Origin of the sequence: Cytobacillus stercorigallinarum, assembly GCF_014836495.1 — a bacterium.
Classification (GTDB): Bacteria; Bacillota; Bacilli; order Bacillales; family Cytobacillaceae; genus Cytobacillus; species Cytobacillus stercorigallinarum.
In genome coordinates this window covers 33376-56474 of the sequence record NZ_JACSQT010000016.1, presented here as the reverse complement: position 1 = coordinate 56474, position 23099 = coordinate 33376, and the positions used below count along the sequence as shown (strand labels likewise).

Sequence of the window (23099 nt, the reverse complement as noted above, 5' to 3'; positions counted from 1 at the left end):
TCCGCAGTAGCTCAGTGGTAGAGCATTCGGCTGTTAACCGAACGGTCGTAGGTTCGAATCCTACCTGCGGAGCCATACATATTTTTAGTTTGCGCCTTTAGCTCAGCTGGATAGAGCAACAGCCTTCTAAGCTGTGGGTCAGAGGTTCGAATCCTCTAAGGCGCGTCAAAGCTCATAAATCTTTTATAAGATTTATGAGCTTTTTTTGTATGATTAAGTTTTAAAACCAGCTTCTAGCATCTAGTTAAAGCTATATTGAATAGTCCATAAAAAAAGCTTCCATAAATGGAAGCTAAAAAGGGGGATTTACACTTGTAATAAAAGTTTCTCCAAATGAATCTTTTCTTATACCTATTATTTCTTCACTTTACTTATTTTTATTATTAACAAATTATTTCACTTTTCTAACACATATTATTAGTAAAATAAAATAAGAAGGATTAGAAGTTTAAGAAAGAGGGGCTTTTTATGAAGAAGTGGATATCAACAATGTTTTCTGTAATCATGATTACTTTTCTAGCTGCTTGTGGAAGTGCGGGGAATGATGCAGATTCTAGTGGTAGCGAAGGATCAGTTCCTGCTGCAATCGATGCCAGTATCTCAATACCAAGTCAGATTACAAGGAACGAAGAAGTGCGTTTGGAAGTGAGCGTTACTCAGGGAGACGAGTCTGTGGAAGATGCAGATGAAGTGAAATTTGAAGTGTGGGAAGATGGGAAAAAGGATAATAGTGAATTAATAGAAGCTGATCACGAGAATGATGGAAAGTATGTGGCATCTTATACATTTGAAAAAGATGCTATCTATCATATTCAGTCACATGTCACAGCAAGAAGTATGCACACGATGCCTAAGGTTAAAGTGGCGGTAGGTAGTGCTATAATAGATAACGAAGAAGAAAATCAAGGCCACAGCGCACATGAGCATGATGGAAATGTAGCGATACATATAAGTCCTACTGCTGATATTAAGACGAATGAGGAAACGCCATTTGATATTCATATAACTAAAGAAGAACATGGACTTGAAGAGGCAAATGTGAGGTTAGAAATCGTTCAAACAATTGATGAACATCAGGTGGCTTGGGTAGATGCAGCAGAGCAAACTAGTGGGATGTATACAGCAACCTATGCATTTACTGATAATGGAACATACAAGATTGTCGTTCATGTTGAAAACGATGAAGGTTTACATGAACATAGTGAGTTTGAGGTCATAGTAAATTAACGGTAAAAGAAAGATATTTGCATATGCAGATATCTTTTTTAGCTTATTTAATAGGTAGTTTTCTTGTTAAGCAAGTGAAGTTGCCTTTAATATTGATGAATTTTATACTAATCATAATCAAACTTTCACACTATAAAGAAGAAGCCCTTTATAATAGAAGTAAGTAATTGAAATCAGGAGAGAATAGCTAATGACAAATACTCATTTATTTTTTAATACAAGCATTGGTAAACAGAAACCTAATAGTATAAGGAATAAAGAACAAGTGTGTCCATTCTGTCAGAGAGAGCAATTGACGAATATTATTGCGGAGGAAGGTCCAATCATTTGGTTGGAGAATAAATATCCCGTTTTAGAAAATGCTCATCAAACGGTCTTAATCGAGACAGATAAGTGTAACTCGGAACTTTCACAATATGATGACAAGCATTTAGTCAGCTTGATTACATTTGGTTTAGACAAATGGTTAAGTATGGAGAAAAGTGATAAATATAAATCTGTGATTTTTTTCAAGAATCATGGACCTCATTCAGGTGGAAGCATTGCTCATCCTCATATGCAAATTGTTGGCTTATATGATATTGTGTATCAACATAAAGTTCAGGTTGACGATTTTGTAGGAGAATTAATTGATCAACATGGTGATACTGAATTTTCTCTATCGAATAAACCACGTATTGGCTTTTATGAATTTAATGTTAAATTAGGTGAGAAAAGGGATATAGCAGCGTTTGCTAAATATATTCAAATGGCAACGAAATATATTCTGAGAGATTTTCCATTTACATGTAACAGTTATAATCTATTTTTTTACCATTTTGAGAATGAGATATATGCAAAGATTGTCCCTCGATACGTAACAAGTCCGCTTTTTATCGGATTTTTCTTGCCGCAAGTACCTAATAATATTATGTGGATGGTAAAAGATATTCAAAGTAAATATGTACAATTATAGGTGAATGATTACTCTGTTACAAAAAAGAAATATACGTAGCAGTTGTGATTTTTATCTAAAAAAAATATAATGAAGTATTGTACACAGATTATTTTTAATGAAGAGCCTTTGTTTCATAAGGAGATTGATTAATGACTTCTAAACGAACGACAACATCGAGAATTGATTATACTTTAGTTCTTATTTTATTTTTATTGTTTTTAGTTAGCTGTATTTCCATATATAGTGCACAAACAACTGAACAATACGGTGAAAATTTTTTACTTAAGCAAATTGTATGGTATGTAGTGGGTATAGGGATTATACTAGCGGTCATAACATTAGATGCTGAGCAATTAAAGAAAATCTCTTGGTATGCTTACGGTTTTGGACTATTGCTACTTGGATTTCTTGTTGTCGCACCTGAGAGTATTGCTCCGGTAATTAATGGCGCTAAATCATGGATACGACTGCCTGGTCTTGGGCAAATACAGCCAGCTGAGTTAGTTAAGGTTTTTCTTATACTCGCTCTAGCCAGGGTCATCGATGATCATCATCAAAAGACACAATTAAAAACAGTAAAAACAGATTTTTTCCTATTATTTAAAATGCTAGTTGTTACGGGATTCCCTTTATTACTCATCATGCAACAACCGGATTTAGGCACTTCCTTAGTAATTTTAGCCATAATGCTCGGAATGGTTTTCATTTCAGGTATTACATGGAAAATACTCGCACCTATTGTAAGTGTAGGTGTTACGCTAGTTGTTTCTATTTTTTATTTTGTATTGTGGCACCCAGAGTTGTTGGAAAAATATTTGGGCGTGAAGGAATACCAATTAGGGCGAATTTATTCTTGGATCGATCCTTATAATTATCAAAGTTCTACAGGATTTCAATTAACGCGTTCCTTACTTGCAATTGGTTCTGGAGAGACAACAGGAAAGGGATATGGCACAAGAGAAGTTTACTTACCAGAGAGTCACACTGATTTTATCTTTAGTATTATAGGAGAAGAGTTCGGTTTTGTTGGGGCAAGTGTGGTAGTGAGTTTATTTTTCTTATTAATTTATCATTTGACTAAAGTAGGCATTAGTACGAGAACGCCATTCTATACCTATGTTTGTGTAGGGGTAATTAGTTTAATTACCTTTCATGTCTTTCAAAATATCGGAATGACAATTGGTGTTTTACCGATTACTGGGATTCCACTACCATTCATAAGTTATGGAGGAAGCTCGCTCATGGGCAATATGCTGGCCATGGGGCTGATTTTTTCAATTGGTTTTCATAGTAAACGATACATGTTTTCCAGATCATCGTAAGAAAAAACCCGAGAATCTTTATTCTCGGGTTAATGCTATTTAGATAGATGTACCAATATCCAATATAACTACCTTCGTATCAACTTTAATGTTTAAGTCGGGATATCCCTTTTTCCATTCTTCATAATCAAAATTCCTGATTTTTGTGCTATATTCCTTCCCTATTCCGATTGGATCGACATTATCTTCTTGAAAAGACTGAATAAGCGCTGTACATTCATTTTTTATTTTCTTATCGATAAATTTCGTTATTTCTTTTATTTTATCATCATTCAAATTATTTCCGGAATATTCCTTTATATTCCCTTGGACTTTGATTTTAATGGTGATGTTTGTTGGATTATTGGTGTCTAATTTATATTTATGACTGGAATGTATACTTTTAATAGCTAATTTTTCACCATCCGGCAAGTCGATAGCGAAATCGCCTTTACTATAACGGTCAACTAGTAATTTAAAATAAAATAATTTATCACTTGGAAGAATTTTATATGAAGCATGATCTTTAAATAAAGATATCCCGTCTAGTTCAATTTCCTGCTCATTTATTTTTTTGATGTGTGGTAAAAAAACATCCTTCCCTTCTTGATAAAAATCTCTCATAAATAAGGTTAAGTTCGTTTTAGGTAAATCACCATATTCAATATTATGATCAATTAAGTCTGATATAAAGGTTCCATTCCCTTGGGGGCCGTATTCTCCTTTTAATATTTCTTCTGTACTACTATCTGTGGTTGCGAAGTAGATTCGTTTTCCAATGGATGCATCTCGCTGATAAGCATCTACATAAGGAGTTAATCCACGTTCGGCAATGGCAATATTATATAAAGTAAGCCTTAAACCTCCGACCACAATAGGCGAGGGTGATTGCCGGTTTGCTTTATACAATGTCTCTCTCCTGAGGTCGCCGCTTGTTGTGACAGTTTTGTTCTCTACACTCATTTCTTTATTAAATATTTGCATAAGAAAAGTTGTCTTTAACAAATGCTCATCACTCGTATCAGGATCAAAGCCAGTTGCGACCGCAATATTAAGTTCATCTATAATCCTTTTTTCTACACACCCAGATAGTATGAACAGGCAGCAAATGATACAAATCCATTTTCTCATGTTTTCACCTTCTTTATAATGAGGGATAAACAGTACAATAAGGGAATATAAACGAATACAAAAGCAACAGTCATCTGTTCAACAATGTTATTAAAACTTTCAATGTCTACGCCTTTCTCAAAAAGAGTAACAATAATAACAGCGATGGTTGAAATCAGTATGGCACCTTTTCTTTGCTTTAGTTTAGTGGCTCTTTTTAGTAACCTAGAAGCGACCCAAAGAGAGAGACATATATTCGGTAATAATATCAAACACCAATTGGCGACCCCAATATACTCGAAGCGTTCAACAAATGGAAATTGCACCATTTGCCACATAGAAAGTGTAGCCCAAATTGTATTTTCTAATTGCTTTTTTGAGAAATAGGAAAAAGCAATAATCGCTAATACCGTATAAAAAATTGTTGTGGTGGCGACTCCGATATGTGCCCATTTTTTCGACTTCTCTGGTTTGTTAATAAATGGATAGATGAATAAAATAGCTTCAAATCCAACAGAAGTGAGGGACATATGATAGGAAGCTTGTAGTAACTCAGTAATATTATGTTCCCAAATCGGTAATAAGTGGGTGAAGTCGGCGTACTTTAGAGTAAAGGTGAATGTAAATATTAAATAGACTGGTAATATAGTTCCAAAAAAACAAATACCCACAACTGTCCTAAGACCACCGTATACAATATATATGGATAAAAGTAAGAAAAACAATGAAAAGACAAAATTATTTATATCTGGAAACATCCATATTTGAATAACTTCAATAAAATTCAATATAAAGGATAGAAGATAAATGATATAAAATAAAATAAAGGCGAAGCTTACCACCTTACTAATGAATCGGCCAAAAAGAAACTCATGAACGGTAATAATATCTCCATTAACCATTTCACATAATTTGTACATCATCCATAATACAAGATGAATATAACTACCAAGAATGAGAATGGAAATCCATGCATCATGTCCAGCATAGTCGGCAATAATTCTTTGGTATCCTAGAACGCCAATGCCAATTTGCATAGAGATAATCACATAAAAAACGAGATAGGGAGATATTTTTAAGTTATTGGGAATCGTTTGGCTTTGCATATTAATCACCTCTACTAAGGCTGGGATTATTCATCAATGTCTTTTGGGGTTTCTGCTTTCTTCTTATTAAATCGTTTTGGTTTTTGCGTTCTTAAGACTTGTGGACGCTTGGACATTTTTTGTAATGGTGTGCGAATAAGTGTATCTTTCATATCAGCTAATCTAAGTGGATATATCGGCGCCAAAAAAGGTCTTCCTAGTGAAGTCAGACGTAATAAGTGGGCAATGAGAATACAGAAACAAAAAACGATCCCTAACACACCCCAAAATTGTGCAAAAAGAAGAAAGGGAAAGCGTAGAACCCTGATTGTATTACCCATTTTATAAACAGGTGTTGTAAAGGAGCCTAATGCGCCTAATGCAACAAAGATTAATAGTACGTTACTCGTAAGACCGGCTTCAACAGATGCTGTACCAATAACAATACCGCCTACGATACCAATTGTTTGCCCGACTTTTGTAGGGAGGCGTGCTCCGGCTTCGCGCAATAATTCAATAGTTAGCTCAAGAAATAATGCTTCGAGAATGGGTGGGAGCGGAATGGTTCTTCTTGAAGTGACCAATATCCCTAATAAGTCTGGCGGAATGAGCTCATATTGATAAGTCATAGCTGCAACGTAAACCGGTGTAACCAGAACTGAAAAGACAACAGCAAAAAATCGCACTAAACGAAAAAATGTAGCGACAATCCAATTGAGAAAATAATCTTCGAAAGCGCTAAAAAATTCAATTAACGTTGTGGGCGCTATTAACACATGTGGTGATCCATCCACAATGATGGCGATTTTTCCTTCAGCAAGAATAGCTGCTACACGATCGGGTCTCTCGGTGTCAAGCAATTGTGGAAATAGTGAATTGGAATTATCACTTAATAATTCAACAATATTAGAACTATCGGAAATCGTGTCTATCTCAATATTTCGTATACGTTGTTTCACAGTATCGACATTGTCTTTATTCGTAATTCCTTCTATATGTAAGACAGCTACTTTTGTTTTCGAAAGTTTTCCAACAGTATACTCTTGCGAAATTAATTCTTTAATAGGTAATCTTTTTCTAATCAAGTTTAAATTTTGACCGATAGCCTCAACAAACGCTTCCTTCGGTCCGATTACAGAAAACTCAATTTCAGGTTGACTGAGAGAACGGACAATTTCTTTTTGAGCGGCAATAAACCCAAAACGATTTTTATCAGAATCTAGTGTGACAAGTACATATCCATTCAATAGCTTTTGTTCTATATCCTTTGGGTTTTTTAAAATATGAATGTCTGCTATGGGAACAATTTTGTGCAAATCATCCAGTGATTCAAATTTTTTGGTTAAAAGCGCCGGTAAAGCACTTTCCTGGATAATTTGTTCATCTACTAAAGTCGCATAAAAATGAAAACCAAATCGTTCATTCGTTTTTTCATTAAAATAATAGGTAGATTGAAAATCAGTTGACTGCTTTAATAAAGATTTCCAACCATCATCTTTGATTTTTTTAAACTTATCCCATATGCTCAAAGGTATCACCGTCAATCAGAAGTATTAAATGCATCTACTGAATATTGTTACCAAATTTGTTGTCATTATGAATGAGGATTAAAAATGGTAAAGGAGAGATATAAGTTGGCTTACGATATGGAGCAAAAGATAGAGGCACTAGTAGAAAAATATACGGAATTGTTAGTAGGAGAAAGTGATGAAACATTGCAAAGAGAAGTAAAATCATGGATAATTTACTCATTTATCGCTAAACAGATGCCACCTTTAGTGAAGCATTGGAATCAATTGTACCCTGATGGGAAGCAAGAAATGATGGAAATGATTAAAAAGATAAAAGAATTAAATGAAAAACAGCGGCTTCAACAAAAAACTGATGAATAAATAGAGATAACAAGAACAGATGATGATTGCTTGTCAACATCTGTTCTTGTTTTATCACTTCTTTATCCTAACTATTGAATGTTACCGTTTGTTCCATAGGGAAATTGTGTAGAGTATCCCTGGAATTGTTGGTAAGATTGTTGCAGACTTTGTTGATCTGCTGCATCAAGACTGTACCAACCTCTTTCAAACATAAGGTTATATAGATGACGTTGTTCATTCTTCGTTTCAGTAAATATACGCATAAAATCTCCATACAGCGTTTGATTACTAGCTTCATTTAAATAAATGCTATAAGAATCACTCATGTACTTTTCCATTGCTAGTAGGTCGTTTGTAAAATCACGATCATTCATTTGAGATGTTTTAGCTATTTGTTTTTCAGGATTTTGTACTTTTTTTGAATTAGTCATTGAGTCTCCTCCTTATTGCATATTATTAAACGGTTGTGTCGTATTAAGATGTTTCAAAACTTGCTCATAATGACGTTGATGCATTTGTCCACATTGTTCGAAAGCAGTTTTTAAAGCAGGATCTTGACAATGTTCGGCGTAAAAATGAGCTTTTTTCATCGCTAATAAATTCCAAGAAAGCATATCATTAAAGTAAAGTGCATCTTTTGTCGAAACCATAACTGGGGGTTGTTGCATAATTCCTTGTTGATTCGAAAAGTTTGTATTTTGTTGTTGCATCCCAATACCTCCATTTTGATGATTCTCTTCAAAAATAGTTTGTCAATTGCTGAAAAATTTATGCAGAAAGAAAAAAGAGAAAAAGAAATGAAAATCTGTAAGGAAAATGATTGATTAAATTTTGCAAATATTTTATTATTATAAGTATCAAAGGAATTTCCAAAATTTTTTACAGAAAAAATGAATGAGCATTCATTCAAAATCGAAGGAGGAAGAACAGTTGACCAAACAGATTAGAAAGGCTGCTGTTTTAGGCTCAGGTGTTATGGGTTCTGGAATAGCCGCACATTTAGCGAATATTGGTATACCAACACTTTTATTAGATATTGTTCCTCGCGAATTAAGTAAAGAAGAAGTAGTAAAGGGGATCACCCTTAAGGATAAAAAGTTCAAAAATAAAATTGCTGAAAGTGGTAAGCAAAAACTATTAAAGCAAAAACCTGCACCGTTAACAGCAAAGAAAAATATCCATCTTATTGAGGCGGGTAACTTCGAGGATGATATGGAGCGCTTGAAAGAAGTTGATTGGATCATTGAGGTTGTTGTAGAAAATCTCAGCGTGAAAAAAGATGTATTTGCCCAAGTTGACAAATATCGTCGCCCTGGGACAATTGTCAGTTCTAATACATCTGGTATTTCTATCGAAGCAATGGCTGAAGGACGTTCAGAAGACTTTAAAAAGCATTTCCTAGGCACTCATTTCTTCAATCCGCCGCGTTATTTAAAACTATTGGAAGTCATCCCAACTAAGGAAACATCGCCTGAAGTCCTTTCCTTTATGCAAACTTTTGGTGAGGATGTTTTAGGAAAAGGTGTGGTTATAGCAAAGGATACGCCGAACTTTATTGCCAATAGAATCGGCACATACGGTCTCCTTGTAACCGTACAAGAAATGTTAAAGGGCGGGTTTACTGTTGGGGAAGTTGATTCAATTACGGGACCACTCATTGGTAGACCGAAAAGTGCGACTTTCCGTACACTAGACGTTGTCGGTTTAGATACGTTTGCCCATGTTGCGAAAAATGTCTATGACCAAGTAGATGGCGAAGAAAAACAAGTATTCGATGTACCAGATTTTATGAATAAGATGTTAGACAAAGGCTGGTTAGGCAGTAAGACAGGCCAAGGATTTTTCTTAAAACAAGGGAAAGAAATTTTAGAATTAAATCCTAATACATTGGAATACGGTCCTCGTAAAAAGTTGAAAACGGCAGCGGTAGAAATAGCTAAACAACAAAAAGGGACAGCAAACAAAATGAAAGCGCTTGTATACGCAGATGACCCTGCTGGAGAATTATTGTGGAAGGTGTTATCACCAACATTAATTTATTCTGCCCAACTCCTAGGGGAAATTGCCGATGATATTCAATCCATTGATGATGCAATGAAATGGGGTTTTGGTTGGAATATGGGCCCATTTGAAACATGGGATGCCATTGGCTTGGAACAGTCAGTAAACAAAATGAAAGCGGAAGGGATAGACATTCCACACTGGGTCGAAAAAATGATCGCTGATGGACATACACAGTTTTATAAGGAAGAGAACGCGACAACTTTTGTGTATGAGAATGGAGAGTATCAGCCGATTAAATTGAACCCAAAAGTAATAAACTTAAAGCAATTAAAAGAAAAGCAAGGTGTCATTAAGAAAAATACTGGAGCAAGCTTAATCGATTTAGGCGATGGCGTCGCTATCTTAGAATTTCATTCAAAGAGTAATGCGATTGGTTTAGACATTATTCAAATGATAAATTTTGCTATTGATGAGGTAGAGAAAAATTATAAAGGTCTTGTTATCTCCAATCAAGGGAAGAACTTCTGTGTCGGTGCCAATATCGGAATGATGTTAATGGAAGCTCAAGATGATAATTACTTCGAATTAGATATGGTCATTAAGCATTTCCAAAACGCAATGACGAAAATCAAGTATAGTGCAAAACCAGTCGTCGTGGCACCATTCGGTATGACACTTGGTGGGGGTGCGGAAGTAGCTTTAAGTGCGGCGCATATTCAAGCATCTAGTGAAACTTACATGGGCTTGGTGGAAGCAGGAGTTGGCTTAATTCCTGGCGGTGCAGGTAACAAGTCACTATATTTGAAGCATTTAGCAAGCATGCCTAAAGGAGTTCAGTTTGATCTACAAAGCGTAGCAAATAAAGTCTTTGAAACAATTGCGATGGCAAAGGTATCTTCTTCAGGAGAAGAGGCTAGAGAAAATAATTTCTTGAATGCTTCGGATGCAATTAGTGTGAATGGAGATCATCTCATTTATGATGCCAAACAAGCAGTATTAGCATTGGCAGCTGCAGGCTACGTTCCACCAGCAAAAGCGAAATTCCCAGTTGTAGGTGAAACAGGGTATGCTGCATTACTTTTAGGTGCTAATTCTATGCATTTATCTGGTTATATTTCTGAACATGATTTAAAAATTGCCAAAGCACTGGCGTATGTAATTGCTGGCGGTAAGGTGCCTTTTGGTACAGAAGTGGATGAACAATATATGTTAGACCTTGAAAGAGAAGCATTTCTAAAACTTATTGCAGAGCCAAAATCTCAACAACGGATGCAACATATGCTCTTAAAGGGTAAACCACTCCGTAACTAAACATAGATTGCTAGAAAGAATAAGAGATACAAAGAGTAGAAGGAGAGGGAAAAAGCAATGAAAGAAGCGGTTATTGTTGCAGGTGCTAGAACACCTGTCGGTAAAGCAAAAAAAGGCTCACTTGCCACTGTTCGCCCGGATGACTTAGGTGCACTTGTTGTAAAAGAAACATTGAAACGAGCTGGAAATTATGAAGGCAATATTGATGATTTAATTATCGGATGTGCCATGCCAGAAGCAGAGCAAGGTTTGAATATGGCTAGAAATATTGGTGCATTAGCTGGGCTTCCAGACTCGGTACCAGCAATCACCGTCAATCGCTATTGCTCATCAGGGTTGCAGTCTATCGCGTATGGCGCGGAAAAAATCATGCTTGGTCACGCTGATACAGTGATTGCCGGTGGAGCAGAATCAATGAGTCTTGTACCAATGATGGGTCATGTTGTCCGTCCTAATTTAACTTTAGCCGAGACAGCTCCTGAATATTATATGAGTATGGGGCATACAGCTGAGCAAGTTGCTGGAAAATACGGCATTTCAAGAGAAGAGCAAGATGCCTTCGCTGTTCGTAGTCATCAAAAAGCAGCGAAAGCAATAAGTGAAGGTAAATTTGCTGATGAGATTACTCCGGTTGATGTAACACTCCGTCAAATTGCAGCGGATAATAAAGTGAAAGAACGCTCCTTTCAGTTTTCACAAGATGAGGGTGTACGGAGCGATTCAACAGTTGCCACTTTAGGGAAACTGAGACCAGCATTTAATGTGAAAGGCTCAGTTACAGCGGGAAATTCATCACAAACAAGTGATGGTGCAGCAGCTGTAATGATTATGGACAGAGAGAAAGCAGATGCCCAAGGACTGCAGTCCTTAGTGAAGTTCCGTTCCTTTGCTGTCGGTGGCGTACCGCCAGAGATTATGGGGATTGGACCGATTGTAGCGATTCCAAAAGCTTTAAAACTAGCTGGGTTAGAACTATCAGATGTCGGATTATTCGAACTAAATGAAGCCTTTGCTTCTCAATCCATTCAAGTAATTAGAGAGTTAGGGTTGGATGAAGAGAAAGTGAATGTTAACGGAGGAGCTATCGCTTTAGGACATCCACTTGGGTGTACAGGTGCTAAGCTAACACTATCATTAATTCATGAAATGAAGCGTAGAAACGAGCAATTTGGTGTGGTAACGATGTGCATTGGTGGCGGAATGGGTGCCGCAGGTGTGTTTGAACTTCTTTAAAAACACTATGTTCGTAACGATTGAACTTTTGACTACTTTTTAAAACTAATCGTGTGATAGAGCGGAAGACACTTGACTCCTACAGGAAATAGATCAAAGAAGTTTTGAGTCAGCCTGCAGAAAACGAGTGTCTAAGGAGCAATGAAGCGAAATAGAAATTTGTAAATAACAAAGTTAACGAAACTGCAAAAAGAATGAAGATGGAGGATGAAGAACATGTCAAAACAAACTGAAAAATTTATTAAAGGTGGAAGCTTTTTAATTGAAGATATTTCTTATGAAAATATGTACACACCAGAGGATTTTAGCGAAGAGCAAATCATGATTGCGAAAACGACAGAAGATTATGTGACAAACGAAGTGGTACCACAAGTGGATTATTTAGAACAACATGAATTCGATCGCTCTGTAAAACTATTGAAAAAAGCTGGTGACTTAGGCTTACTTGGTACAGATGTGCCAGAAGAATACGGTGGACTTGGCTTAGATAAGGTAAGTTCAGCCCTTATCGCTGAAAAAATGTCACGTGTTGGTGGTTTCTCTATCTCACACGGTGCCCATGTGGGTATTGGTTCTCTTCCAATTGTATTGTTTGGAAATGAAGAGCAAAAGCAAAAATACTTACCTGTGCTGGCGACAGGTGAAAAATTAGCTGCCTATGCACTAACAGAACCAAGTTCAGGATCTGATGCATTAGGAGCAAAAACAACCGCTAAATTAAACGCAGAAGGCACACATTATGTATTAAATGGGGAAAAACAATGGATTACGAATGCTGGGTTTGCCGATGTGTTCGTTGTTTATGCCAAAATAAACGGTGACCAATTCACAGCATTTATTGTTGAGAGAGAATATCCGGGCGTATCAACAGGTGCTGAAGAAAAGAAAATGGGTATTAAGAGCTCGTCGACAAGAACACTTATTTTAGAAGATGCACAAGTACCAGTTGAAAATGTATTAGGTGAAATTGGCCGTGGTCATGTCATTGCCTTTAACATTTTAAATATTGGTCGTTACAAACTTGGTGTAGGTGCAGTAGGGGGTTCTAAGCATGCCTTTAAATTAGGGGTCACTTATGCTAACCAACGTCAACAATTCAGTACGCCTATTTCTGCCTTTAATTTAACGAAGGAAAAATTCGGAACAATGGCAAGTAAAATTTATGCAGCTGAAAGCTCTGTCTACCGTACAGTGGGTCTATTTGATGACAGAATGAGTCAACTGAGTGATGAAGAAGTCAAAGACGGTAAAGAAGTAGCGAAGTCTATAGCTGAATATGCAATAGAATGCTCACTAAATAAGTTCTTCTCTACAGAAGTTCTAGATTATGTAGTGGATGAGGCGGTTCAATTACATGGTGGTTATGGCTTTATGGCAGAATACGAAGTGGAAAGAGCTTACCGTGATTCTAGAATCAACCGGATCTTTGAAGGAACAAACGAAATCAACCGTCTTTTAGTACCAGGAACGTATGTTAGAAAAGCAATGAAAGGTGAACTGCCTTTATTCGAAAAAGCAATGGCACTTCAAGAGGAATTGATGATGATGATGCCAGAAGAGCCGGGGACTGAAGCATTAGAGCAAGAAAAATATCTTGTAAAGAATGCTAAGAAAATCGCATTACTTGCAGCAGGTTTAGGTGCACAAAAATACGGAAAAGCCTTGGATAAAGAGCAAGAAGTTCTTGTAAACATTGCTGATCTTGTTTCTTACGCCTATTCTATGGAATCTACGGTTCTACGTACGGAAAAAGCCATTGTAAAAGACGGATTAGAAAAAGCTGAGCAAAAGTTATTGTACACACAAATTTTCTGTCAGGAAGCATTTAATCAAATTGAGCTAATTGCGAAAGAAACTTTAGTAGGTGTGGAAGAAGGAGATACATTACGTATGATGCTTTCAGCGCTTAAGAAGTTTACGAGACATACCCCAACAAATGTAATTGCGAAAAAACGTCAAGTGGCTGAGAAAATTATTGAAGCTGAAAGGTTCGTAGTATAATATTTCACTGGAATGAGATGAAGGATAGTAACCCTATTTACTTCAACTATTTGCGAAGTTATAACTTGAGGCTCAAGAACGAATTTGAGCCTCTTTGTTTTGTTTTTAATATGATAATAATTACAATTCATCGTTATGAAAATAAAAAGAAATATGTTATGCTAATGAAACGATAGTATTCATGAATAGAGGTATGATAAAATAGGTGGTGAAAAAAACATGGCACTTACTTTCTATTGGTATCCTAAATGTGGTACTTGCCGAAAAGCGAAAAAATGGCTAGATGAACATGAAATAGCCTATGAAGCGATACATATAGTGGAAAATCCTCCATCCCGCAAGGAAATAGAAGATTTATACAAAAAGAGCGGGTTAGAACTGAAAAAGTTTTTCAATACGAGCGGTCAAAAGTATCGTGAGTTAGGATTAAAAGACCGAGTGAAAACTGCCTCAGAGTCTGAACTGTTGGATTTATTAGCATCTGATGGGATGTTAATTAAACGCCCATTAACAACAAACGGAACGAAAGTCACAGTTGGATTTAAAGAGCCGGAGTTTGAACAAAATTGGCTGTAAATGGTGGATGAGCTTTATACGTTTTAAACGATCGTTTATACGGTCATTAAAATAAACAATTTCCTAAATTAATGGAGGTATGAAACATGAGCACACCTAAAGAGTTACGTTATTCAGAAGAACACGAGTGGGTAAAAACAGAAGGAGATAAAGTTCGTATTGGTATTACATACTTTGCTCAATCAGAACTTGGAGATATCGTATTTGTTGAGCTTCCAGAAGTAGGAGATGAAGTAACTGCTGATGAACCATTTGGTAGCGTAGAATCTGTTAAAACAGTTTCTGAGTTATATGCACCAATTAGTGGTAAAATCGTTGAGATTAACGAAGAACTTAGCGATAGTCCAGAATTTGTGAATGAATCTCCTTACGAGAAAGCATGGATGATTGTTGTTGAGCCATCCGATGCAAGTGAAATTGACAAGCTCATGACAGCTGAACAATATGAAGAAATGACAAAAGAAGATTAATTGCCGTTAAAATAGAGGAGGTCAAATCATTACATGGTTTGACCTTTTTCTAAATTTTTATATAAACATGATGAGTGCTGAAAAGTGTTCAAATGTAAGAATGCATTATATTATAAAATATATAAACGATATATATTAGGTGATGAGCATGCATGTAGAATCTGGCAACAAAGTGATTATTGTTGAAGGTAAATCTGACAAACGTAAAGTGAAAGGGATCATCAGAGAACCTGTAGAGATCTTATGTACAAATGGGACGATTGGCACATCGAAGTTGGATGAATTAATTGATTACTTAATAGGTAAGGAAGTCTATATATTAGTCGATGCTGACGCATCAGGAGAAAAACTCCGTAAACAATTTAAGAGAGAGTTACCAGAGGCAGAGCATATCTATATTGATAAAATGTATCGTGAAGTCGAGGCGGCACCCGCACATCATTTAGCGACAGTCTTAATAAGTGCAAATATAGATATATATACCGAGTATTTAGATAAAGGATGATAACATGATTGAATGGTCAAACAATGACTTAAATGATTTGATCGCACAGGAGCAATCTGGCTTATTTTATTTATTTACTCCTATGTGTGGGACATGTCAAGTTGCTGGGAAAATGTTGACAATTACTGAGCAAATGTTGAAGAACCTTCCCATAGGTAAAGCCGACTTGAATTTTTTGCCACAAGTAGCAGAAAAATATGAAATTGAAAGTGTACCATGTTTACTTGTGTTTAAAAAAGGAGAGTTAGTTGATAAGCTATATGCTTTCCATTCCGTACCTTATTTACTTGAGCAAATTCAATCATATGAATTACAGTCTCAATTTTAAAACCACTTATTGTTCAGGAATAAGTGGTTTTTTTATGCTTTAAAGTTGGGGGATTTTACGTGAAGTCTACCTTGCTCATTTTAGACAGAGAAGCCATTGGCAATATCTCTTTTCTGTCGATAGGTCTAGCTTTTGACATATTTCTCGGGAAATAGGTGTGAAGGTTGTTGGAAATGAAATGTTCTGTCAGTTAAAGTCGACAGTTAGGAGAAGGAATTCATTTTTTGGAACAGAATAATAGAATGTAAGACGTGGCAGGAGGTGGTTTCAATAGAGGAACTCATTTACCATTTCAATCAATCCTTAAGAGTAAACGATCATATTTTAACGATGTTAAAGGAACCTATAAGAATTCGAGTAGAATTAGAACAAAACCTATTGTATTTTACATTAGACCGGAAAAAGCTGTTAATTAAACATACTCGGCCATTGAAAAGTTATCATATCCACATTCAAACTACTGCTAATCATTTTTATCCATTGCTTCAAGGACGTACGAGTCTAAAGAAGAAAGTGGATGAAAAGCATATCATTCTTAAATCTACTTTTAGACAATTATTGAAATTAGATGCGATTTTCTTATTAAATCAGCAATAATCATAAATATATCTATCAAATGTCCTAAAAAAAAGATTGACTTCCCAAAAAAAGGTTGTTATTCTATCCTTAGAATAATTAGAAAATTAAATATTCTTATCGAGAGTGGTGGAGGGACTGGCCCTATGAAACCCGGCAACCGGTTGTTTAATACACGGTGCTAATTCCAGCAGAGCATAAAAGCTCTGGTAGATAAGAAGAGATGATAACCCCTCTTCTTTGTGAAGAGGGGTTTTGGTCGTCTTTTCTTTCCAATTAAAAAAGAGGAGAGATGTAAAATGGCAGAAAAAGAAAAGCAATTGCGATTTGAAACAATTGGTGTGCATGGTGGGCTAAAACCTGATCCAGTAACAGGGGCAAGAGCGGTGCCAATCTATCAAAATAATGCTTATCAATTCGAAAATACAGAGCATGCACAAGACTTATTTGGCCTAAAAGAAACAGGATATATTTATTCTCGTATTCATAACCCAACGGTTACTGTGTTTGAAGAAAGAGTAGCATTGTTGGAAGGGGGAACAGGTGCATTAGCATTAGCAAGTGGTCAAGCAGCCATTTACTTAGCTCTTCTTAATATTGTTCAAGCGGGCGATGAAATTGTAGCTGCCTCTAATTTATATGGAGGTACATATAATTTATTTACAGTCACTTTACCAAAGTTCGGCATCTATGTCAGGCTTATAGATATTAATAATGAAGAGGAACTACGAGCAGCAATCAATGAAAAGACACGAGCTGTATTTGCTGAAACCATTGGTAATCCGAGTTTACAAGTACTAGATATTGAAGCTGTTGCAAATATCGCCCATGAAAATGGTGTACCGTTAGTGGTTGATAACACATTTGCAACTCCTTATCTGTGTCGACCAATTGAGCATGGCGCAGACATTGTTGTTCATTCTGCAACGAAATGGTTACTTGGGAATGGGACGACAATGGGAGGAGTCATTGTTGACGGTGGTAAATTTGATTGGAATTCAGAGAAGTATCCAGGATTAAGTCAGCCAGATTCGAGTTATAATGATTTAGTATATAGTGAGGCACTTGGTCCTGTCGCGTATATTACAAAAGCGAGAGTGCAACTTCTAAGAGATTTAGGACCAGCCTTAAGTGCCCAAAGTGCTTTTCAATTCACTTTAGGTTTAGAAACGTTAACCGTTCGAATGAAAGAACATATTGCGAATACGAAGAAAATTGTGCAATATTTAAATAATCACCCTGCTGTTAATTGGGTACTTTATCCGGGCGATGAAAACCATCCTAATAAAGAATTAGCAGATAAATATTTAGCTAAAGGGGCAGGGGCAGTTGTCGTTTTTGGCATATCGGGTGGCCGAGAAGCAGGTGCTAAGGTTATTAATTCGGTTGAGCTCTTCGCGCATGTAGCGAATGTAGGTGATGCAAAAAGTCTTATTATACATCCAGCGAGCACAACACATCAACAACTTAATCAAGAGGGGTTAAAACAAGCTGGTGTACCTGAAGACTTAATTCGATTATCAATTGGAATTGAGAACGTAGAAGATTTAATCGATGATCTTGAATCTGCTATTGAAGCGGCAACGGGTATTGCTTCATTAAATATAAGGGCCTAACATCTATTATTTCACATTTGACATCTTCTTCAATGACATGATACTATTACACAGGTACACAAAAAATTCAATATATTCATAGATTGCTCTTATTTAGAGAGGTGGAGGGAAGTGCCCTTTGAAGCCCGGCAACCGTCATTTAATTGAAATGGTGCCAATTCACTCAAAGCTGTAGCTTTGAAAGATGAGAGAAAGGAATTTTCATAACAAGCCTTTCTGCTCACAAGCAGAAAGGCTTTTTTTAAAACTATGGATAGGCTATCAATGTGTTTGTTTTCTGGATTGAAGAGGTGAAGAAAGATGATTTCAATTAAAGATGTAAAAAAGATTTTCTCAACGAAAAATGGGAAAGTAAATGCAGTAGACAATGTTAACCTCGAAATTAACGAGGGTGAAATATTCGGTGTAATCGGATACAGTGGTGCCGGTAAAAGTACATTGATCCGTATGTTAAATGGTCTTGAAATCCCGACTGAAGGCGTTGTATCTGTAGCAGGGAATGAAGTTTCTCGCATAAAAGGTGCTAGCTTAAGAAAGGCTAGACAAGAAATCAGCATGATTTTTCAACATTTTAATTTATTGTGGTCACGAACAGTAAGAGAAAACATTGCGTTTCCATTAGAAATTGCTGGTGTACCTAAGAAAGAGCGACTAGAGAGAGTGAATGAGCTAATTAAATTGGTCGGTCTAGATGGTCGAGAGGATGCCTATCCTTCACAATTAAGTGGTGGACAAAAACAGCGAGTAGGCATTGCTAGAGCACTTGCCAATAATCCTAAAGTACTGTTATGTGATGAGGCGACAAGTGCTCTAGATCCGCAAACAACTGATAGTATTCTCGACTTACTTGTTGATATTAATGAACGTTTAGGGTTAACTATTGTGTTAATTACGCATGAAATGCATGTCATTCGCAAGATTTGCCACCGTGTGGCTGTCATGGAAGGTGGAAGAATTGTTGAAATTGGCGAAGTGCTAGATGTGTTCCAAAAGCCAAAAGAACCTATTACGAAGCGATTTGTTCAACAAGTGACCGAACCGGAAGAAACGAAGGAAACGATTACACATTTACTAAATGCTTATCCAAATGGTCAAATTGTTCAACTTGGTTTTGTAGGTGGATCAGCGGAACAACCGTTAATCACAAACTTAATTCGCCACTACAATGTAACAGTGAATGTATTACAAGGAAAGATATCCCAAACACAAAGTGGCTCTTACGGTACCTTATTTATTCATATAGATGGAGAGTCGGATGAGGTTACCCGCGCGATTGAATATATTCATTCGCAGAAGGTTGGCGTGGAGGTGATTTCCCATGCTTAATGAATGGCTACCAAATGTGGATTGGGAAAGAATGTGGGAAGCAACAAAAGAAACTTTATATATGACAAGTATTTCTGTTGTAGCCACATTTATTTTAGGAATTATTCTTGGACTACTCTTGTTCTTAACTTCTAAAGGTAATATATGGCAAAATCAGTTTGTTAATAAGATCATTGCGGCATTCGTCAATGTCTTTCGATCCATTCCGTTCTTAATCTTAATTGTGTTACTCATCCCTTTCACAAAAATGATATTAGGAACAATGATTGGAGAAAATGCAGCCTTGCCAGCACTCATAATTGGTGCAGCACCTTTCTATGCAAGAATGGTCGAAATTGGCTTACGTGAGATTGATAAAGGAGTCATTGAAGCCTCTAAATCGATGGGTGCCAAAACAAGTACGATTATATGGAAAGTACTCATTCCTGAATCTATGCCAGCGCTTGTTTCGGGGATTACTGTTACAGCGATTGCGCTAGTCGGATATACGGCGATGGCAGGTGTCATAGGTGCAGGTGGATTAGGGAACCTTGCCTACTTAGAAGGTTTCCAAAGAAGTAGATATGACGTTGTATGGATTGCAACGATTATCATTTTAATTATCGTGTTTATCATCCAAATGATTGGTGATTTGATTACTTCCAAACTAGACAAACGATAGGAGAGCTAAAAAATGAAAAAATGGTTATCTGTTTTAATGATTGCGGCTGTTACTTTATTTATTGCTGCTTGTGGTTCTTCAGATGAAGGTAACGAAGGATCTGATGAAGGAACAAAAACATTAAAAATTGGGGCATCTAATGTACCGCATGCTGAAATCCTAAATGAAGCAAAACCATTATTAGAAGAAAAAGGAATTGAGTTGGATATCACAACGTTCCAAGATTATATTGTACCGAACCAAGCGTTAGAGGGTGGCGATATTGATGCGAACTACTTCCAACACATCCCTTATTTAGAATCGCAAATGGCAGAAAACGGTTATGATTTTGTGAATGCTGGTGGCGTTCATATTGAACCAATTGGTGTTTATTCACAAGAATATGATAGCTTAGATGATCTTCCAGAAGGAGCAACCATTATTATGAGCAGCTCTGTTCCTGACCATGGTCGTATTTTGACTATGTTAGAAAAGGAAGGTTTGATTACACTAAAAGCTGATGTCGATAAAACGACAGCGACAATTGATGATATTGAGGAAAATACGAAAAATATAAAGTTTGATACGGAGTATGAAGCAGCACTTCTTCCACAAATATATAATAATGGTGAAGGTGACGCCGTTCTTATTAACTCTAACTATGCGATTGATGCTGGCTTAAATCCAGTAGAAGATGCAATTGCACTTGAAGAAAGTGATTCTCCATATGTGAATGTTATCGCAGTTAAAGCTGGGGATGAAGACAAAGAAGAAATAAAAGCATTACTAGAAGTATTACACTCTGAAGAAATCCAAAGTTTCATTGAAGAACAATATGAAGGTGCAGTTGTACCTGTAACTGAATAATCGATATTTATCGAAGAAGTCTACATAGTTGTAGGCTTCTTTTTTTTAGTAAGGTAATGGAAAAAATACATTGCACTGAGTCAATTGATTCAAATAAAGGTTAATGGCTATTGGAGAAACAAGTAGTGTGGATAATTTGTATTAAGACAAATAATCAAGTTTACAAGCTTTTCCCCCATGATCGGGTTTGCGCGAACATCAAGGTTTACGAAAAATAGCTAAATAAATAGGGTTTGTTCGTACATCGAGAGTGAAAATGCCAAAGATAGCGGAACAAAAGTGATTTGCTCGTACATCAAGAGTGAAAAACCTAAAGATAGCGGACAAAATGGATTTGCACGTGCATCAAGAGTAAAAAAACCAGAGATACCAGAACAAAGTCTATTAGCTCGTATAAGAAGATAATAATTCTCTGTATATTGCTTAATCTCACAAAGGTGGCCTGAACTGTTGATTAGAGGTATTTTGCACAGACAAAATAGTCATTTCTAACTTGTGTATGAGTAAAGGTGAATATTTGTAAGGAATGACCCATTAATTTATGAATAAAAGAGGTGGATAAAACGAATCACGGTAAATTCAGAAAAAAAGCGTATTTTCATGTTTTATCGTGTTTGAGTGGGGTACGTTTATAGTGTAGTATTTTTATTGTAATCATTATAACGCTTTAAACGGCGAAAATTTGAAAGGATTGATTCATTATTAGTCAGCTACAGCTGAATTACACGAGCGAAATGGAAAAAGCCATGCACGGAGCATACGGAGTAGGATATGAAACGTATTGCCAAAGTCAGGATGTAAGGATGCGCGTAGAAAAACAGCGTGAAAGAGATTACTTAAAAAGTCAAAGAATTGTTGCCGATATCGAACGTAAAGCACATGCTTAAATAAAGAGAGGAGCTGTCAGATAGACGGCTCTTTTTGTATATAATAAAGTGACATGAGGTTTAATTTCGTCAATGATTAGGAAGCGTGAAACCTTATATATATATCGGGAATCTGACTTCTCTTTTGCTTGTAAACAAGATGATTATGATGATTTTAATTTGGACATAAATGCAAGTAGAGAAGAATATACCAACAAGTGATATATAAATAGAAGAAAAATGAGTTTTTTTCACTAAATTTAGTGTAGAATAATGTAGGGTGATAGGTTTACAACATATACATAGTGGAAATATCGTCTAATATGTGCAAAGAGTTGATATCACATTTAATTTGTTATAAGATTGTAATGAGAATAAAGTGAGAATTAAACTAGAAATGAGATTTGACTTAACAGGGCAAATCTTTTTTATTACGGAGGTATAAACATGGCATCTACATTAACAATTAAAGACCTTCATGTTGAAATTGAAGGAAAAGAGATTTTAAAAGGTGTTAACCTTGAGATAAAGGGTGGAGAAATCCACGCAATTATGGGTCCTAACGGAACAGGTAAATCAACATTATCTTCCGCAATTATGGGACATCCGAAATATGAAGTAACAAAAGGAAGTATTATTTTAGACGGTGAAGATGTACTTGAAATGGAAGTAGATGAACGCGCGCGTGCAGGTCTATTCCTTGCAATGCAGTACCCAAGTGAAATCAGTGGCGTAACAAATGCCGATTTTCTACGTTCAGCAATTAATAGCCGTCGCGAAGAAGGCGAAGAGATTTCTCTAATGAAATTCATTCGTAAAATGGATAAAAACATGGAGTATCTTGAAATGGATACAGATATGGCCCAACGTTACTTAAACGAAGGCTTCTCTGGTGGGGAGAAAAAGCGTAATGAAATCCTACAAATGATGATGATTGAGCCTAAGATTGCGATCCTTGATGAAATTGATTCTGGATTAGATATCGATGCATTGAAAGTCGTTTCTAAAGGGATTAACGAAATGCGCGGTGAGGAATTTGGTTGCTTAATTATTACTCACTACCAACGTCTATTAAACTACATCACACCTGATCACGTGCATGTAATGATGCAAGGTCGTGTTGTTAAGTCTGGTGGACCAGAATTAGCACAAAGACTAGAAGCTGAAGGTTATGACTGGATTAAAAAAGAATTAGGTATCGAAGACGAATCAGTTGAGCAAGAAGCGTAAGAGTTAGGAGGATCAC

At 36.3% G+C, this 23099-nt stretch carries 23 protein-coding genes, 2 tRNA genes and 2 riboswitches; of the genes, 20 read left to right on the top strand and 5 right to left on the bottom strand.

What is annotated here, in order from left to right; all coding sequences use genetic code 11:
• The 5 genes from H9655_RS20505 to H9655_RS20485 all read left to right on the top strand — a co-directional run bounded on the left by H9655_RS20505 (position 1) and on the right by H9655_RS20485 (position 3486).
• Positions 1-75: transfer RNA gene (locus tag H9655_RS20505), tRNA-Asn, on the top strand.
• A 16-nt stretch (positions 76-91) separates the two neighbouring features.
• A tRNA-Arg gene (locus H9655_RS20500) sits at positions 92-165 on the top strand.
• A 303-nt stretch (positions 166-468) separates the two neighbouring features.
• The gene (locus H9655_RS20495) at positions 469-1227 is read left to right on the top strand and encodes a FixH family protein (RefSeq protein ID WP_191817090.1); all 759 of its coding nucleotides are present in this window, start codon (positions 469-471) and stop codon (positions 1225-1227) included.
• A gap of 190 nt (positions 1228-1417) precedes the next feature.
• The gene (locus tag H9655_RS20490) at positions 1418-2182 is read left to right on the top strand and encodes a DUF4931 domain-containing protein (protein WP_191817089.1); all 765 of its coding nucleotides are present in this window, start codon (positions 1418-1420) and stop codon (positions 2180-2182) included.
• Between the two features lie 131 nt (positions 2183-2313).
• Complete coding sequence (locus H9655_RS20485; protein ID WP_191817088.1) at positions 2314-3486, top strand: FtsW/RodA/SpoVE family cell cycle protein; 1173 nt, start codon at positions 2314-2316, stop codon at positions 3484-3486.
• A 39-nt stretch (positions 3487-3525) separates the two neighbouring features.
• Here H9655_RS20485 and H9655_RS20480 read toward each other — a convergent pair whose 3' ends face one another.
• From H9655_RS20480 to H9655_RS20470, 3 genes are read right to left on the bottom strand one after another with little or no spacing between them, the layout of a single operon-like run.
• Positions 3526-4596: a Ger(x)C family spore germination protein gene (locus tag H9655_RS20480; RefSeq protein WP_191817087.1), complete on the bottom strand. Its 1071-nt coding sequence runs from the start codon at positions 4594-4596 to the stop codon at positions 3526-3528.
• Entirely contained in the window at positions 4593-5681 is a 1089-nt protein-coding gene (locus H9655_RS20475) for a GerAB/ArcD/ProY family transporter (protein ID WP_191817086.1), read from the bottom strand. The genes H9655_RS20480 and H9655_RS20475 overlap by 4 nt, the downstream gene beginning before the upstream one ends.
• 26 nt (positions 5682-5707) lie before the next feature.
• Positions 5708-7189: a spore germination protein gene (locus H9655_RS20470; protein ID WP_191817085.1), complete on the bottom strand. Its 1482-nt coding sequence runs from the start codon at positions 7187-7189 to the stop codon at positions 5708-5710.
• An 84-nt stretch (positions 7190-7273) separates the two neighbouring features.
• Here H9655_RS20470 and H9655_RS20465 point away from each other — a divergent pair, with 84 nt between their 5' ends.
• Positions 7274-7552, top strand: a complete 279-nt coding sequence (locus H9655_RS20465) for a DUF2573 family protein (RefSeq protein WP_404826123.1) — start codon at positions 7274-7276, stop codon at positions 7550-7552.
• A 71-nt stretch (positions 7553-7623) separates the two neighbouring features.
• Here H9655_RS20465 and H9655_RS20460 read toward each other — a convergent pair whose 3' ends face one another.
• Together H9655_RS20460 and H9655_RS20455 are read right to left on the bottom strand one after the other, a co-directional pair.
• Positions 7624-7965 (bottom strand): spore coat protein, encoded by a 342-nt coding sequence (locus H9655_RS20460; protein WP_191817083.1) that lies wholly within the window; start codon positions 7963-7965, stop codon positions 7624-7626.
• Positions 7966-7977: 12 nt separating this feature from the next.
• Positions 7978-8244, bottom strand: coding sequence for a hypothetical protein (locus tag H9655_RS20455; RefSeq protein WP_191817082.1), 267 nt, complete (start codon positions 8242-8244; stop codon positions 7978-7980).
• Between the two features lie 220 nt (positions 8245-8464).
• Between H9655_RS20455 and H9655_RS20450 the strand changes: the two genes are divergently transcribed.
• The 14 genes from H9655_RS20450 to sufC all read left to right on the top strand — a co-directional run bounded on the left by H9655_RS20450 (position 8465) and on the right by sufC (position 23083).
• The gene (locus H9655_RS20450) at positions 8465-10849 is read left to right on the top strand and encodes a 3-hydroxyacyl-CoA dehydrogenase/enoyl-CoA hydratase family protein (protein ID WP_191817081.1); all 2385 of its coding nucleotides are present in this window, start codon (positions 8465-8467) and stop codon (positions 10847-10849) included.
• A gap of 57 nt (positions 10850-10906) precedes the next feature.
• Positions 10907-12082, top strand: a complete 1176-nt coding sequence (locus H9655_RS20445; protein WP_191817080.1) for an acetyl-CoA C-acetyltransferase — start codon at positions 10907-10909, stop codon at positions 12080-12082.
• Positions 12083-12298: 216 nt separating this feature from the next.
• Positions 12299-14083: an acyl-CoA dehydrogenase family protein gene (locus H9655_RS20440; RefSeq protein WP_191817079.1), complete on the top strand. Its 1785-nt coding sequence runs from the start codon at positions 12299-12301 to the stop codon at positions 14081-14083.
• Positions 14084-14302: 219 nt separating this feature from the next.
• Positions 14303-14659 (top strand): arsenate reductase family protein, encoded by a 357-nt coding sequence (locus H9655_RS20435; RefSeq protein WP_191817078.1) that lies wholly within the window; start codon positions 14303-14305, stop codon positions 14657-14659.
• A gap of 86 nt (positions 14660-14745) precedes the next feature.
• Positions 14746-15129, top strand: a complete 384-nt coding sequence (gcvH, locus tag H9655_RS20430) for a glycine cleavage system protein GcvH (RefSeq protein WP_095371986.1) — start codon at positions 14746-14748, stop codon at positions 15127-15129.
• 142 nt (positions 15130-15271) lie between these two features.
• Complete coding sequence (locus H9655_RS20425; protein WP_191817093.1) at positions 15272-15634, top strand: toprim domain-containing protein; 363 nt, start codon at positions 15272-15274, stop codon at positions 15632-15634.
• Positions 15635-15638: 4 nt separating this feature from the next.
• Positions 15639-15962, top strand: a complete 324-nt coding sequence (locus tag H9655_RS20420; RefSeq protein WP_191817077.1) for a thioredoxin family protein — start codon at positions 15639-15641, stop codon at positions 15960-15962.
• A gap of 261 nt (positions 15963-16223) precedes the next feature.
• Positions 16224-16559: a hypothetical protein gene (locus H9655_RS20415; RefSeq protein ID WP_191817076.1), complete on the top strand. Its 336-nt coding sequence runs from the start codon at positions 16224-16226 to the stop codon at positions 16557-16559.
• 93 nt (positions 16560-16652) lie between these two features.
• Positions 16653-16758, top strand: a riboswitch (SAM riboswitch).
• Between the two features lie 79 nt (positions 16759-16837).
• On the top strand, positions 16838-18154 hold the full coding sequence (locus H9655_RS20410; protein WP_191817075.1) for an O-acetylhomoserine aminocarboxypropyltransferase/cysteine synthase family protein: 1317 nt from the start codon (positions 16838-16840) through the stop codon (positions 18152-18154).
• A gap of 86 nt (positions 18155-18240) precedes the next feature.
• A riboswitch (SAM riboswitch) is annotated at positions 18241-18345 on the top strand.
• A gap of 109 nt (positions 18346-18454) precedes the next feature.
• Positions 18455-19480, top strand: coding sequence for a methionine ABC transporter ATP-binding protein (locus H9655_RS20405; protein ID WP_191817074.1), 1026 nt, complete (start codon positions 18455-18457; stop codon positions 19478-19480).
• Positions 19473-20141 carry a methionine ABC transporter permease gene (locus tag H9655_RS20400; RefSeq protein WP_191817073.1) on the top strand — a complete coding sequence of 223 codons (669 nt, stop codon included), beginning with the start codon at positions 19473-19475 and terminating at the stop codon, positions 20139-20141. The genes H9655_RS20405 and H9655_RS20400 overlap by 8 nt, the downstream gene beginning before the upstream one ends.
• A 12-nt stretch (positions 20142-20153) precedes the next feature.
• Positions 20154-20987 (top strand): MetQ/NlpA family ABC transporter substrate-binding protein, encoded by an 834-nt coding sequence (locus H9655_RS20395; RefSeq protein ID WP_191817072.1) that lies wholly within the window; start codon positions 20154-20156, stop codon positions 20985-20987.
• Between the two features lie 734 nt (positions 20988-21721).
• Positions 21722-21874 (top strand): hypothetical protein, encoded by a 153-nt coding sequence (locus H9655_RS20390; RefSeq protein ID WP_191817071.1) that lies wholly within the window; start codon positions 21722-21724, stop codon positions 21872-21874.
• 426 nt (positions 21875-22300) lie between these two features.
• Positions 22301-23083 carry a Fe-S cluster assembly ATPase SufC gene (gene sufC, locus H9655_RS20385; protein ID WP_095371994.1) on the top strand — a complete coding sequence of 261 codons (783 nt, stop codon included), beginning with the start codon at positions 22301-22303 and terminating at the stop codon, positions 23081-23083.
• The last annotated feature ends 16 nt before the right edge of the window (positions 23084-23099 follow it).